The organism is Alteromonas macleodii (assembly GCF_903772925.1).
GTDB classification, from domain to species: domain Bacteria; phylum Pseudomonadota; class Gammaproteobacteria; order Enterobacterales; family Alteromonadaceae; genus Alteromonas; species Alteromonas macleodii_A.
The window spans coordinates 1713705-1727928 of sequence record NZ_LR812090.1; the positions used below are offsets into that span (position 1 = coordinate 1713705).

Consider the following 14224-nt stretch of genomic DNA (forward strand, 5'->3'; position numbering starts at 1 on the left):
TTTATGAAGATTTGCGCAATAGGTCTACGCGGTATTCCAGATGTTATGGGAGGGATAGAGTCTCATTGCCAACAGCTTTATCCTAAAATGATAAGGCAAGGTGCAGAAGTTACGGTTCTGGCGCGCTCGCCGTATGTAAGTCAGAAGCGATACGAATATGAAGGTGTGGAAGTTATTAGTGTTTGGGCACTAAGGCACAAATTGCTAGAAACCTTTTTGCATACCTTTATCGCGATTATTTATGCCAGACTTTTTGTAAAACCAGATATTGTGCATTTGCATGCTATAGGACCGGCACTATTTACGCCGTTAGCTCGAGTACTTGGTATGAAGGTAATGGTTACTCATCATGGGGCAGACTACGACAGGCAAAAGTGGAGTCCATTCGCTAAAAAGGTACTAAAGTTTGGCGAGAAGATGGGGATCACCTACGGAAATAGAGTGTTGGTAGTGGGGCGAAGCTTGAGTGAACAGCTTAAATATAGCTTCCCCAAACATTCAGATAAAATTAGCTTTGTTCCCAATGGTATGTTGCCTACACTTACAGGAAAGATAACGCCCGACTATCTACCAAAAGATTTAGGTATCAGCGCGGATAGTTATATTTTAACTGTTGGTAGGCTAGTTCCCGAAAAGGGTTTTCACGACCTAGTAGAAGCTTATAAACAATCTAACGTTTCACCAAAATTAGTAATTGTTGGTGATGCAGATCATGAAGATGACTATTCGAAAAGTTTAAAACGTTCGGCAAGTGCAAACATTATATTTGCCGGCAGGCGTTCAGGAGACGAATTGAAAGCATTATATCAGCATGCTTCAGTGTTTGTTTTACCATCGTACCATGAAGGTCTTCCCATTGTAGCGTTAGAGGCGATAAGTGCTGGTAGTAAAGTGTTATTGAGCGATATTTCACCCAATATTGATATAGAAGCACCTGCCGATAGCTATTTTCAAGTGGGGAACGTTGAAGAGCTTTCTGTAAAATTATCTACCTTATCGAGCCTAAACCTAAGTCTTGATAGAGAGGAATTTTTAAATAAGTATGACTGGGAAAGTATAGCTACAACAACGTTCGGTCATGCTAAAAATTTGGTATCATAACGTGAGTTAAAATTTTATTCATTGCAGTTAGAAGGGAATCTATTTGGATATTTCAGTTGTAATCACTACGTGTAATCGGCCGGCTTTCTTAAAGGAAGCGTTAGAAGGTATAGCAGCGCAAACATATAAACCAAAAGAAGTCATTATCGTCAATGACTGCTCTGATATTTCATACGAATCAGTTTTAGATGTTATTAAAAAAGTAAATGCGAAACACATTCTCTTGAAAGAGAGAAGTGGCGCTAACAGAGCTAGAAATATCGGTATCGAAGAATGTTCTGGCGAAATTATAGCTTTTTTAGATGACGATGACATTTGGCTACCAGAGTATTTGAATGAAATTTTGGCTAAATACCAAAGCGGAGCCGATGCGGTAGTTGCTGGATTTAAGCAACTGGGAAAAGAAAATGTTGTTGTTATTAACAGTGATGTAGAAGTAACGAAAACATCATTGTTACGTGGAAACACATATTGTGGAATGTCTGGGTTTAGCTGCTGCAGGAAAGTTTTAGAAAAGCTGCGGTTCGATGAAGCTCTGCCCAACGGACAAGATTGGGATATGTTTGTGAGGTTATTCACAAAAGGAATAGATTTTAGAAACATTCCAGAGGCACTGTTTTTATACCGCTTTCAAAATGAAGATGGAATTGGAGCCAAAGTGCGTAAATTAGCTCCTAAAGATATTTACCCTAGGTTAGCTTCTGCATACAAGCATAAGGATTTTTTAGGCGATTACTGGTTTAAAAAGCGTGTAAGTGAGCAAGTACTCTTTTCGTTAAAACACAAAGAAGATAAAAAAAGGTGGATTTCTTTATCAATAAAGCTTGTCGGTTTCAAAGCTACGGTAAATTTTTTCTTTAGAGCTTTGCGCAGAAAAGTATTGAAAAAACCTATGGCGATATAGTGTATTTAGTTGGAATAAAAGCGAAGGAAATAACTAAGTTGGGATTAGCGTAATGAAGCAGGAAAGTATGCAAAAAGCTTTTATGTATCCACCAAGAAGTCAAAATGAGTTTCTAGACTTAAATAAAAAAGCACTCCATAAGTTAGGTTACGATGTTCAGCCTACAGATTTAACTTTTATTAGATATTTATTATCCCACCCTAAGAAAGCCATTGTGATTTTGAACTGGGTTGAAGATAGAGTATATGGCAGGTCATATAAAACTACTGTTCAGTATTTTTTTAAAATGGTTTTATTAGTCATCTTTTCAAAAGTATGTGCGAAAAAAGTGATTTGGATAAAGCATAACTTTCGGCCCCATAATAGCAGAGGAAGCACTAAGCGCTTCGATTTTTTATGCAAGTTATATTCATTGCTAAACATTCCTCCAATATCATTAGAGAGTTACTTTTCTTCTCCGTCTCTTATTCATCCGTTGTATAAATCTGACAATGAACTTATTGAGGACGATGAAGAAACAGAGCAAGAAAATACGATAGATGTGTTGTTTTTTGGTGGGATAAAGCCTTATAAAAATTTGGATAAAGTTCTTCTCGACTGGCCTTCGTCACTTTCCTTGAAAATAGCGGGGAAGTGCTCTGATTTATCTTACACTCGGAAGTTAGAAAAGATAATTAAAGAACGAGGCCTAAACGTTGATTGGGATAATCGCTTTCTTTCAAGTGATGAGTTGAATGAAATGTTGAAGTCATCAAAGTTTGTCCTATTACCTCATTCGGATAACACTATGATAAGTTCAGGGTCTTTTTATCATGCTATTGGTGAAGGGTGTAACGTCCTAGTGAATGCAAGTCAGTTTGGAAGAGTCAAAAGTGAGCAGCATTCATTTGTTCATCTAGTAGATATTGGGAAAATTTCAAAGGATTTGCTGCAAACTATTTTTGTATCTAAAAGAGAAGTTCGCAAAGAGGTGTTAGCTTGTTACGGTGAAAACCGAGTAGTCGAAGCTTGGAATACGGTTATAAATAATGCCTAGAGTATTGGACGAAAATAGAATGAATTCAGATAACAGTGCTTCCCTATATCCCCCACAAGTAAGCGTTTTAATACCAGTTTATAACGATATTGATAGAGTGGGCCTTTGTATAGAAAAGCTAAGTGCCATGGCTTTTCCTAAAGATGAATATGAGGTGATTATTATTGATAATGGTTCATCTGACGGTACCTACGAATTTCTTCAAAAATTAGTTTCTGAATTAGATGATAAAGCGTTTCGCCTTATTCAATGCCTCACCCCCGGATCTTATGCAGCCCGAAATGAAGGGTTGAAATTAGCTAAAGGTGAATTCGTGGCATTTACAGATTCCGATTGTCTAGTGTCTGAAAATTGGCTTCATAGCCTACTTGATTGTTGGAAAGCGCAAAGTGGAAGGACTGTGGTCGCAGGAAAAGTATCGTTTTTCTCAGATAGCGCAAAAAATACTGAACAATGTGCTCTAGACTTTGAAAACATGTTTTCTATGAAACAAGATCAGAACGCAAAAAACGGCAAGTGCATAACTGCAAATTTGTTTTGTACAAAGCAATTACTTGAAACACACGGCGGGTTTAACGAAAAGTTAAAATCTGGCGGGGACGTTGAGTTTAGTCAGCGAGTAGTGAGCTCCGGTGGCGAAATTGTATATTCAGAAAAAGCCGAAGTTTTTCACCCATCGCGCAATAAAAAAGAGTTGTTAATCAAACGAAAGCGTGTAGTAGGAGGGACTTGGGACGCAGAACTTTCAAAGGCTAGCATAGGACGTAAACTGCGGTTTTGTGTTGGTTTAGTTAAAATGTTTTTAGGGCGAACAAAGAAGACTTTTATGAATGCTAGTTTTCCTTTCAAACGTAAGGTAAGTCTTACTTGGCTACTTTTTTTAATCTTTCTCACCAGCATGAGCGAGTTCCTCCAGCTTCAATTAGGAAAAGAAGCAAATAGAACTTAATTAATAGTTTCGTAAACCCCCTTCCAGTTAAATTATTGAGAAATAAATGTCGCTTAAGAAAAAAGCTACAAAAGGTAGCATTTGGACGTCTTTAACAAGAACAGGGATCAACGTCGTTGATTTTCTTGTATATGCCTATCTGGCACGAGTTCTAACTTTAGAAGAATTCGGTTTGGCTGGTTTCTGTTTTCTGTTCATTGAATTCGCCAATACGCTTGTAAATGCGGGGGTTAATCAGAATCTAGTTCAAAGAGACAAGTGGGAAGACAGATACGCTGCCAGCACAATGACGTTCGTTGCTGGTATGGGAATGATAGTTGTATTAGGAATTCTGGGTATAGGGGCGCCTATTGCTTATTACTCTTACTCAGAATTAGCTGCTTGGGTTGTTGCCAGCCTCGCCCCAATTACCCTAGTCACAAGCTTACAGGTTGTGGTAAGTGGTAAACTACTTCGCGAATTTAAAAACAAACAAATGGGCGTAGCAAAGTTCTGTGCAACCCTAATCTCTGCTGTGACGATTATAGTATTGGCCGAAAATGGTTATGGGCTTTGGGCGCTAATTATCGGAAAATTGGTTAACGCAATAGTCCAATATTTTCTTCTGCTTTATGTAGCTAAATTCAAACCTTATTTTCACTTTAACAAAAGTGACAATAAGGAGTTGATCAGCTTTTGCCTGCCCCTTTTCGGAATGACAATAATGAACTTTCTTCACCGGAAAGCCAGCAACATGTTTACTGGTTTTGTACTAGGGCCCGCTAGCTTTGCCCTTTTGGCTGCCGCGCAGAAAGGCTCGCTAATAATCAATCAGGTTACTATGAGTTCTATTAATTCTATGGTGGTGCCGAGTTTTTCAAGAGTAACGGAAAAAGACAAGCTTGGAGACCTATATATAAAAATGGTAGCGTTAACGGCGTTACTGGTATTGCCTATTTTCATGGGCCTAGCCGCAATCGCAGATCCTTTTGTTACAATCGCATTCGGAGAAAAATTTTCTCCTAGTGCCGAATATATGGTTATAACCTCGTTCAGTATGTTTCCTGCAGTCATCGCATGGTTCTTACCAAACCTTCTTATTGCAAACGGGAAGACGAAAGATGCGTTCAACCTTACGCTGCTAAATTTGTTTTCTAGCATAGTAGTTGCGGGAGCAACTATTTGGTTTGGAGTCAAAATAATGCTTATAAGCACGGTAATAGCAGGATTTGTTTCGTTACCTATAAGGTTAATGATAGTAAACAAACATGTACCTATAAATTATAAACGTTTGTTTCATGAGCTGATACCGCCCTTCGCTTCATCGATGGCGATGTATTTAATTCTAGTAGCTTTAAAACCCTACTTCACTACATGGTTCTCAAACGATATCCTATTGATTACATTGCTAATTCTTGCAGGGGTATTAATCTATCCAATAGTATACTTCGCCGCTTTCTACAAAAGTGCAAAGATTTGTGCTGCGGAGTTAATAGCTATGTTTAAAACAAAAAAACTGGCTGATTCACAATAGTATATGAAGCCTCTTATGATCTGTGGCGCAGTACGGTTATTTAAAAGCCTTGAACCGTTAATATTGTTGGTACGGTTGATTTCACAACTAGTAATACTATGAAGTTTTTTAATCGCTTCCCAATTTATCAGTTACTAAAACCCACATTAGAGCGTTCTATATAGTGTTCTTGTCCTCTAATTGAATGTATGTTACTCAAGGCAACACTTTCATTAGAAACGCGAGAAAAGAATACTATTTTTAAAGGGCAGTTAGTTGATTCTCAGTATAGTTTGATAATTAATGGATTAGTTGTTATCTGAGTTGTCGTCTACTCGAAGCTCGAAAATATGTTGTTCATATTAGGCAAATGTAGATCTTCGTACCATCCGTCTAATTGAAACTGCTTTAACAGATTTTTTGCCAGCGAAACCTGCTTTTCAGTAATGCTTTCTTTCCATATCGTCAATGGGTCTTTGTTTTCCACAACAGAGCTACCTTTGAATGAAACTATTGAAGAGCCGAACAGTTTGGAAGTCGTTAGCTCAGCGTTTCTTTTTTTACCGCTATACTCTAGTACCTTTTGAATTTCGTCTTGAGGACTTTTCAATACTTGCTCGTAGCAAATGATATGAATTTCGTTTAGAGAAAACTGCTTGGAAATTACTCTATGGATAACGCACCAATTTAAGATTTGTTTTTCTATGTAATCATTTCTCGCCGCAACCTCCTCAATTATTTTGTCTAGTCCATATAAATGAGTAGTCATTAAAGCTTTGTCGTTAAGAAAATGCTCAGGAGAGCTTGGCCAGTTCCAGCGTCTGGTGACGTATTTAGATGCTGCAACTGATAAAGGGTTTCGTACAAGTAATACAGGCTTAACATTTGGAAACTGTGTTGTTGACCACTTTGCGTGTAAATTTGCAAATACATCTTTTACTATTAAGCCTTCATATTGGTTAGATAAAGGTGTTTTGTCTATCCATAAGTTGGTCAGCGAGCCACTAAAAATTGAAGACATCAACTGTTTTAACTCATGGTTTTGAGTTTCATTTGGGATGTACATGTTTTCTTCAAAAAAACGTGCCTCATTTACTTTGTTAGGATGAAAGGGCTCGAACATTTCTCTATATGAGTTATCGGCGTTTATCAATGTAGCAACCCATGTAGTTCCACTTCTACCATCGCCAATAAGCCAAATTACATTTGAGAAATCCCCACGTTTGCACGCTTTCTTTACTTTAATAGAATTTCTAAATTCGATTAATTGATTGCTAAATTTTTTGAGATAAGGTTTCACTATTCCATACCATATGAACCGACTGATTTGACTAGATAGATTCTCTTACAAACTCTTCTAGCTTCCCACGAACTTATAGGCCATATTATTCGCTTCAGCATACTTACGTCCAGAACTATAAAAAATTTGAATGCAATTTAAAATGTCAGCGCTTAAATACTTAGGTATTGTATAAACTTCAATTTTTATCGGTTATCGTAAGCGTAATTAAAAAATTTTACAGCCATAGTATCTTACCACTCTTTGACCGAAAATTTCTGGCCTTAAAATTATGCCCAATTGAGAAGGCTAGTCAAAAAGTCTATCGTTAAGTAAAGTAATACATCTTATCAATTTAGGTGAAGAGTAGGAAACATACGCTGTTACTTAAAATAGGTTAGGTTACTTATTTAATAAGTTGGTGTGACAAGTATACCCACCCAAATGAACTTTAAATTAAACAACTGTGTTCGGTACAGCAATGAAAAAAAGGAATGTTAGTTAATGAATCATAGTCAGCGATTTGGTTACTTATTAAAAAACCCCCAGCTTACCTGGATTAAGCCTAGGAGGCTATTTATGCTCAGCCATATGAGAAGCAGATCATCATTGCTTTCGCATATACTAGGTTCAAACGAAGAAATAATAGGCTATAGTGAGCTAAGTATTAAATACAAACGTGCTTTTTCGCTAATAGACCAAAAAATCGCGTTACACCAGGATGGATTGAAGTTCGACTCCTCTAACATTTTATACGACAAAATCCTTCATAAAAGCTATGACTTTAGAAGATGTTCAGATATAGATAAGGTTAGTTGCAATGCTATCATACTAGTTAGGCAGCCAGTGGCTACTGTGAAGAGCATTGTAACAATGGGAAGAAAACGTAATAACCTAAAGTATAGTGACGTTGATTGGGCTTGTGAATATTATTCTGAGCGGCTCAACTCGCTTGCAGGGTTTGCAAAAAAACTAGATAAATTTATCTATTTAAATTCGGATGATATTGTCGATAATACAGAAACGACGCTTACGAAACTGTCTAAAGCGCTAAATTTAAAGTCTCCTTTGTCAAACGAGTATTCTTCATTTAACAAAACGGGAAAAGAAAAGTCGGGTGATACTTCAAATAACATCAAAATGGGTAAAATCGTCAGGACTGCCGAAAATAGCGAGGTCGAAATTCCCGAAAAGTTGGCTCATAAAATGACTGAACAATATTTAGATATAATTGAATTAATAAAAAAGCGAAGCTTATAATTTTAACATTCTCTGTCTAATTGCTAATAGTTAGCGGACTTTTAGTCCGTAACTATTTTATTAAGCCAATCTAGACGAGCTGGCCGGCTGGTTTATGCACAATTTTAGGCATGCGTCGCAATCTAGTTACTTATCACAAATAACGTGGAGTTCTGAATGGAGCGATTAAACTAGCCTCTTATTAATTTTTTATTTTTTTTTCTTATTTTGTCTCTAAACAAATAGTAAGATTTAGAAAAGTATTTTCTATAATTGAACTTCTTGTTAAGCTTCTTTAAATTCAATGCCACGAATGCTAAAGAATGCAATGTCTGAAATTTCGACTCGTCACCTAGATGATTATTGTAAATTGTAAAAAAATGTTGATTATCTGAAAATTGGTGACTCATAATCATATTTTCTTTGACTGCTCTGGTTGCGACTATACGTTGTTTTTCATTGTTTTTAGATGTGATGCTATTTGGATGAATTCTGTATTTAAACAACACTCTGTTTATAATACCAATTTCTGTAATGCTAACTAATCTGGTCCATAGTTCGAAATCTTCTGCGAGGCAGTAAGCTTTATCATATTGAATATCACTCTTTTTTAATTTTGTCATATCAAACATTACAGTAGGATGGCAAACTGGACAGCCAAAGAGTAACTCTACCGGTTCAAGCTTTCGCGATTTAGTGGAAACTTTTTCCCTAAGTTTTCTTCCATTTTCATCGATATATTCAATACCAGTAAATAGTAATCCAATATTATTATGTTTCCGTAGATACTCTACTTGCGTTTCAAGTCTTGTACTCAGGCAAATATCATCTGCATCCATTCTTGCAATGTAATCGCCACGACTAATCTCTATCCCTTCGTTTAGAGTTGCTATCAACCCTCGATTTTCCCTAGATATTAGCCTAATTCTGGCGTCTTGAAATTTCTCTATTATTTCTCTAGTTCTATCAGAAGAACCGTCGTCGATTATAATTATTTCTAAATTCACATAAGTCTGGCTGCAAACGCTTTCTAGAGCTTCTTTAATGTATAACTCCGCGTTGAAAGCGGGAATAATTACAGAGATAAGTGGAGAAGTAGATTCCATTATTTTCCTTTAATTTTAAACCTGAACCAAACTGTTAAGTTCTTATTTATCACATAGAGATAATGGGTATGCAATTAATAGCCCATTTTCAGTAGTCTAGTAAAAAAGATCATCATGAGCACAAAAAAATAACACGAAAGCTTGAAGGCGTTTTGTCTAATTCTAGGCAGGGAATAATAAGTTTAATGCAAAAAGTTTCACGTATATTTAAGTGGAGAATGATATGCTAATTTTTTTATTTACTAAAGCAGAAATAAAAAAGGCTCTTATACAATAAGAGCCTTTTAGGAACGCTTAGTAGAACATTACTTCGTTTTGCGGAAGCAGAGGATAACTAAAGAAGTCATTAATATAGCCATGCTACCTGGTGCTGGTACATTCACTAGGGAAGAGCCATTCGCTGTACCGTTAAGTACTAAGTTGTCAAAACCAGCGTTGTTACCACCGCCATCACCGAATGCTGTAAAACGAAGTACATAGTCGCTTCCGCCAGACAGAGTGACATTGCTTAAATCAAATGCGATTGATTTCGTTGGTACGAAACCAGCGTTGTTATTATCACCTTCGAATACGTCTACGGTGCTTGAAAATAGTGAACTTACGCCTTCAAAAATATCTAGTGAAAGGCTAAAGTCGCGTTGATTTATTTGAAATTGTCCATTGTTACTAAAAATTGAAGCATCAAGAGTTAGAGACTCTAGATCGATACTACTTACCAGGAAGCTTGCTGTAAGTAGAACGTCAACAAACCAAGTTCCTTCATTGTGGATGTTGTAATCTACGGCAAACAAATTGTCGTAGTTGTCGAATAGATCTAAAGAAGAAAAACTAGTTGTTTGAGGATCAAGTGTGTTTGTCACTTCAACGCTGTTTTCTGTCCAAGAAATGTTTGAAGGGTCACCTGATGTACCTGTAAAATCAGATGCCAAGATTATTTCTGCATTCGCAGATAAAGCAGAAGATAGTGCCGCTACTGCTAAAGTCGCTTTAATTAACTTTTTAAACACGATAACTCCAAAATTATTAGTAAATTTTTATACGTCTATATTTTTAAAGCAATTGTAGTGCCACCTGGTTAAAGAGCTTTAATTACAATGGCTTAAGAGTTGTGGAACTATAAAGAAGTTATCAAGTGTTTAAAATGTTGACACAGCTGTCATCGAGAGTATATCCGAAGGTATATTACGATGAAGCTACCTACAAAACATTAATCGCGATTATTTGATAACTAATTTTCTAAACACTGCTTTGTCTCTATTACGCCAGCTCTCAATATCATCATTGTCTAGTACTAGTATCAAATAGTTCACTCTACCTTTCACATATTGCCCAATAGGAAAAGTTATAGCGCTAGATTTGGGTGCAAAGGAGTCTTCGCCCCTAATCCCCCAAGCCTGTTTGCCGTAAAATTTAACCACTCTAGAGCTATTTAACTTAGTATCTGTCTCAAAGCCAATACCAACTACCTCTGGGTTACCTTCTACTTCAAGCTCCAATTCCAATACAGAGTCTTCGGTTAGTACGTAGCTAATAGGAAACATCTGCCAGTTGTTACCGGTTAAAATGACTGTATTGTCGTCAGTAATTGTTGTAGTGCCGTAGCGATACTGTTTAGGGAAACCCGAGTATTCAATCTCTCTCGCTTTAAATTCCCACACTGTTGGCGGCTGCACTACAACGGCTTGTAACGCTACTTCCGTCGAAAAGTTAGGTATTTTAAATTCTTCGGGTACATATAGAGTAGGTTCAGACGTGCTTTGCAATGACTCTATGTATGAAAAATCATCAGAGTAGGGGTGTTCAACAACGTTATCTAAATTAAATTCGTATCTTGCGTCACCTGAGTTCTCATTAAAACAAAGGTCGTTAGTGCTTGTACTGCCTACATATTTTTCTTTATCAAAAATACAGTAGCCAACTGAATAGCCCGTATTCTTAGTCCATATAATATTGTTCTGGGTGGTAACCCAAAATGTCGTGTCATTATTTACTTTTGATGCTGCAATGCCATTACGCTCTACGTCAATAACATTTTCGAAAACATAGGTTCTGCCAGCTGGTTTAGAAATTAGTCCTCCAGCTTTTATTGCAGTCCACTCTTTACCTGTTTCGTCACCTAAATTGTGGATGTAGTTGTGAAAAATATAGCTAGGGCCTAACGTATTTGGCGCTATGCTAATACCAGCATAGCCTTGCTCCATTTCGTTGTCGTACACCAACACATTTTGTTGGCCGCCATCTATTTCTATCAAGTCGTCATTTGCATAGGCTAGGTAGTTGCCATAGATTGCCGAGTTCTTAACGAAGCCACCCCGCCTTTCAAAATTTTTTCTGCCCTCAATAACATCGTTGAATCTGTGGTCTGGCGCGCCGTAAAAGCGGTTATTTCGAACAATGAATTCGCCCCTGTAGGCATCACTGTCGTGGTATGCCCAAACTTGAAGCGCATTTGCACCTTTAGGGTGACCAACTGCCCAGCTATTCGCACCTAAGTTAGGGCTATGGACTTCACACTCTTCAATCACAGCAATACCACTTCGCTCTAGGTAAATACCGGAATCATAATTGATAGGTGAATTATTAGTCGTACTTGAAAAGGCTACACCATTTCTAATATCCACTGCTTCTCTGCCATACTCCGATACGTTGCAGCCTTTTATCCATATATGATGTGCCTTTTTTGCAAATATGCCGTAACGCTGTCCGCCTTTAACGGTAAGGTTTTCTAACATAACATAAGAGTTGTTACCAATATTCACAGCCGCAAGTGCATCGTTGCCAGCTTCAATAACGGGGCCGTCGCCTATAATTTTTGCATAGCCATCGGCGCTACCTTCTATATTTAGCGCTTCTAAGTCCAGTTGGCCGCCAGAATAAATTTCTGAAAGGTAATAAATTTTGTTTGGGTCGATAGGGGGCGTGTTAGGCTTTGTAGTTGTTTGAAAGGAATGTTCAACGATATCGCCATAAGCATCCGTAATCGTCACTTCAATATGGTACGTAGTGTCTGCTTCTAGGTACACTATACTTCCGGCGAACGACCCGTAAATGGGCTCCCAAGATAAATCTAGCCCTTCACGCCAATAGGTATCACCTTCGGCTCTAAATTTAACGGCGGCAGTACTTTCTTCATCCTGGCCGTAAATAACTAACCCTATTGAGTTAATGAGCGGGGTAGCAGTATCTTCAAACCCAGAAGCCGAAGCTGCAAAAACTATTGACGGGTCTAGCCCTGCTGTTATTGCTGACTCATAAATATCGTTCTTACTTAAGCCCGAGTACGTTGAAATTGTTTTCATCCATTTTGCTGTATCGATTGGGTACAAAGCAAATAGCGCAGAGGCTTGGTTAGAGGTTAAATTGGCGAACAGCGTTTTCTTTGCTTCTTCACTAAGTGGTGGCTTACGTGATAACACTTTTTGCTTATACAGTTGGGCTATTTCGTCGTCGTACTTTTCAACAACGGTTGATAGGTTTTTTGGGCCTTTGTAATCAGCTAGTAATGAGTTTACGGTATTGTTGTCATTAATATGCGCATTAAGATAGTTATACAAAATATCACCGGGTTGGCCGCCTTTTGTATAATCTTTATCATTCTTGTTCACTGTGGCACAAGAAAGCATTAGAAACGACAGTAAACCAATAAAAGCGAAGCGAAAAATAGATGGCTTTGAGTTAGCAGAGTGCATGGTATATCCCTATAGATTGAAAAACATAAAAGGAAAACTAGGGCTGTATTGAAAGGGTAGTGCTAACGTTGGTACGTAGCAAGGCGGTGGCTAGGATCTTTACAATTTTAGTTTGCTTCTGCTGGTAAAACAGCCCGCCTTATTGTAGTTCTTTGAAGTTTTAGAAAAAACGGAATCTAAATTGCTTAATCTAAATATTTGAAAATGGACTATTAATAATAGCTTGTTACTAACTCACCTATTTCAAGAATAATCTTTAAAGACAATTTGGTATACTTAACAAGGTTACCGGACAAAGCAATTGCTTCTATGCACTAAAATGGAAATTTTATGAAAAAAAAAGTAGCCGTTATTCACCCTGAAGCAGGGTTTTCATCAAGCGGCGGATCTCAGCTCAGTGCGTATGAAATGGCGGAACACCTTGCCACATTTTTTGACGTAAAGCTTTTAAGCTCATCTAAATGTAGTGAACACAGTGTAGTTATCCCCTGTATTCCCAGAGGGAAAGTGAAAAAAGCCCAGCGTAATAAAACTATTGATTGGTTACTTACTCGCTTTGTTTCTAATCCATCATTGCTTATCGAGTCGCTAACTAGCTTCCTAACATACACGCCATATTTAATGTTTAAGCGATGTGATGTCATTTACCCTAATAACGATTATGGGGGCTTGGCAGTAGCTGCAGTAATTAGAAAGCTATTTAAGACTCCCATTCTTTATACCGAAAGGGCAGGGATGGTATCGAACGGTAAAGTATTACGCCGCAACTTGAAATTTAAGCCCGACTGCTTGGTTGTTTTTAACCAAGAGACCAAAGAGTATGTTCATTCTATAGCACCTGAACAACGGGTCGAGATTATCCCTAACGGTGTAAACTTAGCTAAATTTAGCCCGCAGGGCGAACAATATGAGCATGGTTTACAGGGCAAAGTGTTATTAACTGTTGGTGCGTTAAATAGGCAAAATCACAAGCGTATACATTTAGCGATTGAGGCAGTAAGCCAGTTAACCGATGTATCGTTACTTATCTGTGGTGACGGCCCGGATGTACAGTACTTTAATGACCTTTGTACACAAAAGTTAGGTGTAAAACGTTTTAAAATCGTTAAAGTCGACTTCGCTGATATTCCTAATGTTTATCGTTCAGTTGATGCATTTACATTGCCATCTGAAGACGAGCCTTTTGGGCGAGTATATCTAGAAGCAATGGCTAGCGGGTTACCTGTTATAGCTACCGATGATGCCATGCGCAGAACATTGATAGGTAAAGCCGGAGTAGTCTGTGATGTTGAAAACACTGAAGAATACGCTGCTGCCATAGCCACTACATTATCAACCAACTGGGCAAATGCGCCGTTAGAGCAAGCAGCAGACTTTAGTTGGAAGAGTGTGGCCGAGCGCTATGCGGACGTGATAAAGAGTTTATAGT

11 protein-coding genes are annotated in these 14224 nt (G+C 37.8%); 7 read left to right on the forward strand and 4 right to left on the reverse strand.

Annotation, left to right across the window (positions count from 1 at the left end):
• The first annotated feature begins 3 nt into the window (after positions 1-3).
• The 5 genes from PCAR9_RS07510 to PCAR9_RS07530 are packed head-to-tail and all read left to right on the forward strand — an operon-like array spanning position 4 to position 5503.
• Positions 4-1101: a glycosyltransferase family 4 protein gene (locus PCAR9_RS07510; RefSeq protein WP_179983060.1), complete on the forward strand. Its 1098-nt coding sequence runs from the start codon at positions 4-6 to the stop codon at positions 1099-1101.
• A 43-nt stretch (positions 1102-1144) separates the two neighbouring features.
• Complete coding sequence (locus tag PCAR9_RS07515) at positions 1145-2005, forward strand: glycosyltransferase family 2 protein (protein WP_179983061.1); 861 nt, start codon at positions 1145-1147, stop codon at positions 2003-2005.
• Positions 2006-2057: 52 nt separating this feature from the next.
• Positions 2058-3041 carry a glycosyltransferase family protein gene (locus PCAR9_RS07520; RefSeq protein ID WP_179983062.1) on the forward strand — a complete coding sequence of 328 codons (984 nt, stop codon included), beginning with the start codon at positions 2058-2060 and terminating at the stop codon, positions 3039-3041.
• A gap of 19 nt (positions 3042-3060) precedes the next feature.
• Positions 3061-3990 (forward strand): glycosyltransferase family 2 protein, encoded by a 930-nt coding sequence (locus tag PCAR9_RS07525; protein WP_232091146.1) that lies wholly within the window; start codon positions 3061-3063, stop codon positions 3988-3990.
• A gap of 46 nt (positions 3991-4036) precedes the next feature.
• On the forward strand, positions 4037-5503 hold the full coding sequence (locus PCAR9_RS07530) for an oligosaccharide flippase family protein (protein ID WP_179983064.1): 1467 nt from the start codon (positions 4037-4039) through the stop codon (positions 5501-5503).
• 310 nt (positions 5504-5813) lie between these two features.
• Here PCAR9_RS07530 and PCAR9_RS07535 read toward each other — a convergent pair whose 3' ends face one another.
• Positions 5814-6782: a sulfotransferase domain-containing protein gene (locus tag PCAR9_RS07535; protein WP_232091147.1), complete on the reverse strand. Its 969-nt coding sequence runs from the start codon at positions 6780-6782 to the stop codon at positions 5814-5816.
• Between the two features lie 483 nt (positions 6783-7265).
• Between PCAR9_RS07535 and PCAR9_RS07540 the strand changes: the two genes are divergently transcribed.
• On the forward strand, positions 7266-8021 hold the full coding sequence (locus PCAR9_RS07540) for a sulfotransferase family protein (protein WP_179983065.1): 756 nt from the start codon (positions 7266-7268) through the stop codon (positions 8019-8021).
• A 170-nt stretch (positions 8022-8191) separates the two neighbouring features.
• Here the strand turns inward: PCAR9_RS07540 and PCAR9_RS07545 are convergent, their stop codons facing one another.
• From PCAR9_RS07545 to PCAR9_RS07555, 3 genes are all read right to left on the reverse strand, one after another.
• Positions 8192-9106, reverse strand: a complete 915-nt coding sequence (locus tag PCAR9_RS07545) for a glycosyltransferase (protein ID WP_179983066.1) — start codon at positions 9104-9106, stop codon at positions 8192-8194.
• A 305-nt stretch (positions 9107-9411) separates the two neighbouring features.
• On the reverse strand, positions 9412-10113 hold the full coding sequence (locus PCAR9_RS07550) for a hypothetical protein (protein ID WP_179983067.1): 702 nt from the start codon (positions 10111-10113) through the stop codon (positions 9412-9414).
• Positions 10114-10323: 210 nt separating this feature from the next.
• Positions 10324-12795 (reverse strand): right-handed parallel beta-helix repeat-containing protein, encoded by a 2472-nt coding sequence (locus tag PCAR9_RS07555; RefSeq protein ID WP_179983068.1) that lies wholly within the window; start codon positions 12793-12795, stop codon positions 10324-10326.
• 330 nt (positions 12796-13125) lie between these two features.
• On the opposite strand from PCAR9_RS07555, the gene PCAR9_RS07560 reads away from it, so the two are divergent.
• Complete coding sequence (locus PCAR9_RS07560; RefSeq protein WP_179983069.1) at positions 13126-14223, forward strand: glycosyltransferase; 1098 nt, start codon at positions 13126-13128, stop codon at positions 14221-14223.
• The last annotated feature ends 1 nt before the right edge of the window (position 14224 follow it).

What these genes read in the sequence shown, in the direction of transcription:
- PCAR9_RS07510 (WP_179983060.1), top strand. Translation starts at nt 4, where the DNA reads ATGAAGATTTGCGCAATAGGTCTACGCGGTATTCCAGATGTTATGGGA.
- PCAR9_RS07520 (WP_179983062.1), top strand. Translation starts at nt 2,058, where the DNA reads ATGAAGCAGGAAAGTATGCAAAAAGCTTTTATGTATCCACCAAGAAGT.
- PCAR9_RS07525 (WP_232091146.1), top strand. Translation starts at nt 3,061, where the DNA reads ATGAATTCAGATAACAGTGCTTCCCTATATCCCCCACAAGTAAGCGTT.
- PCAR9_RS07530 (WP_179983064.1), top strand. Translation starts at nt 4,037, where the DNA reads ATGTCGCTTAAGAAAAAAGCTACAAAAGGTAGCATTTGGACGTCTTTA.
- PCAR9_RS07540 (WP_179983065.1), top strand. Translation starts at nt 7,266, where the DNA reads ATGAATCATAGTCAGCGATTTGGTTACTTATTAAAAAACCCCCAGCTT.
- PCAR9_RS07545 (WP_179983066.1), bottom strand. Translation starts at nt 9,106, where the DNA reads ATGGAATCTACTTCTCCACTTATCTCTGTAATTATTCCCGCTTTCAAC.
- PCAR9_RS07555 (WP_179983068.1), bottom strand. Translation starts at nt 12,795, where the DNA reads ATGCACTCTGCTAACTCAAAGCCATCTATTTTTCGCTTCGCTTTTATT.
- PCAR9_RS07560 (WP_179983069.1), top strand. Translation starts at nt 13,126, where the DNA reads ATGAAAAAAAAAGTAGCCGTTATTCACCCTGAAGCAGGGTTTTCATCA.